This window comes from Herbaspirillum lusitanum P6-12 (assembly GCF_000256565.1).
In the GTDB taxonomy this organism is placed as follows: domain Bacteria; phylum Pseudomonadota; class Gammaproteobacteria; order Burkholderiales; family Burkholderiaceae_D; genus Herbaspirillum; species Herbaspirillum lusitanum.
Genome location: NZ_AJHH01000231.1, coordinates 1 through 1945, shown reverse-complemented (window position 1 = coordinate 1945; position 1945 = coordinate 1). Strand labels below are relative to the sequence as shown.

Genomic DNA, 1945 nt, shown 5'->3' with positions numbered 1-1945 from the left:
GGCGCCGATGCCGCGTGCGGCGCCGGTAATCAGGATCACGCGCTGCACGCTGGAAGATGGATTCATGGGTGACGGGGAAATAATATGAAGAATAAGGAGGGCCGGAACGGCCGTGCGCTATTTTAACCAATAAGCGCCGCCCAGCCGCAAAAGCGCTGCACAACAGCTTCCGCTACATCCCGGGCGGTATTCTCCATTACAATTGCGGGGTTTTCGGGAAGGGAAATTGGTCAGACCGACCATCTTTTCTGCATCGACTGGCACATTTCATGCTGCCCTGCCTGCGCACCCTTTTGCAACCCGGGCAACTCAGGCAACTGAGGCAACCAAGAATTCAGACACCAAAGAGTAAAAGAAAAGGAAACACGATGTATCACTGGGACTTCGCCGCGCTCTGGCAATTCCGCAACGTCATTGCGGTGGGCTTCGGCTACACGCTGGCCTATACGGTCGCCTGCGTCTTGCTGGGCCTGCTGATCGGACTGGCGGTCGGCCTCGGCCGCCTGTCGACCAACCCGCTGGTGTCGGGCCCGCTGCGCGCCTACGTCGAAGTGTTCCGCTGCACGCCGGTGCTGGTGCAACTGGTGTGGTTCTATTATGCGTTGCCGGTGCTGGTCGGCATCGAGATGTCGGCCGGTACTTCGGCCTTGCTGGCGCTGGCGCTGTACGGCGGCGCCTTCTATTCGGAAATCATCCGCGGCGGCATCGTCTCGATCGACATCGGCCAGAGCGAAGCCGGCTGTGCGCTGGGCATGACGCGCTTCCAGCTGATGCGCCGCGTGATCCTGCCGCAGGCGTTCAAGCGCATGACGCCGCCGCTGGTCAGCCAGTCCATCATGCAACTCAAGAACACCTCACTGCTGTCGGTGCTGGCGGTGCCGGACCTGCTGTACCAGGGCCAGATCATCGCGCATGAAACTTACCGCCCGCTGGAAATCTACACCATGGTCGCGGTGATCTATTTCCTCATCCTGCTGCCGGCGACGATCTGGGCCAAGCGCCTGGAAAACCGCCTGACCGCGCAACAGGGAGCATAAGAACATGAGTAACACTAATCACGCCAATCACGCCAATCACGTAGGCAATGAAGTCATGATTGAAATCAGGAATCTGAAGAAGGCCTTCGGCGACCACGTGGTGCTCAAGGACATTTCGCTGCAGGTCAACAAGGGCAGCGTGGTCGCCATGATCGGCCCGTCCGGTTCCGGCAAGTCGACGCTGCTGCGCTGTATCAACCTGCTGACCGTGCCCGAGCAAGGCAGCATCCGCGTCGGCGCGCAGGATTTCACCTTTGGTTCCAAAGCATCCAAGCCGCTCAAGGATCGCGAGCTGGCCAGGTTCCGCACCAACACCGGCATGGTGTTCCAGCACTTCAACCTGTTCCCGCACATGACCGCGCTGGAAAACGTCATGGAAGGCATGCTCACGGTGCTGCGCAAACCCAAGGCGGAAGCGCGCGCCTACGCACTGGAACTGCTGCAGAAAGTCGGCCTGTCCGACCGCGCCGACATCTATCCGCAACGTCTGTCCGGCGGCCAGAAGCAACGCGTGGCAATTGCCCGCGCGCTGGCCATGCGTCCAGGCGTGATGCTGTTCGACGAAGCCACCTCGGCGCTCGATCCGGAACTGGTGGGCGAAGTGCTCAATGTCATCCGCTCACTGGCGGCCGACGGCATGACCATGATCCTGGTCACGCACGAAATCGCCTTCGCTCGCGAAGTGGCCGACCAGGTCATCTTCATGCGCGATGGCGTGGTGGTCGAAGCCGGTCCGCCGTCGCAGGTCATCGACAATCCGCAGCAGGCGGCGACGCAATCCTTCCTCACCCGCTTCAACGGCTAGCGGCTGATCCGATGACCGGCCGCCTCGACCTGCTCGACGACACCGATCGCAAGCTGATCTCGCTGCTGCAGCAATCGGCGCGCGACAGCGTCGCCAACCTGGC

At 61.3% G+C, this 1945-nt stretch carries 2 protein-coding genes; both read left to right on the top strand.

The genetic code is table 11. The annotated features are described in order from the left end of the window. Window positions 1-368 precede the first annotated feature (368 nt). On the top strand, window positions 369-1037 hold the full coding sequence (locus tag HLUSI_RS0107525; protein ID WP_016833391.1) for an amino acid ABC transporter permease: 669 nt from the start codon (window positions 369-371) through the stop codon (window positions 1035-1037). A gap of 4 nt (window positions 1038-1041) precedes the next feature. Beyond that, on the top strand, window positions 1042-1842 hold the full coding sequence (locus tag HLUSI_RS0107520) for an amino acid ABC transporter ATP-binding protein (RefSeq protein WP_269147406.1): 801 nt from the start codon (window positions 1042-1044) through the stop codon (window positions 1840-1842). The last annotated feature ends 103 nt before the right edge of the window (window positions 1843-1945 follow it).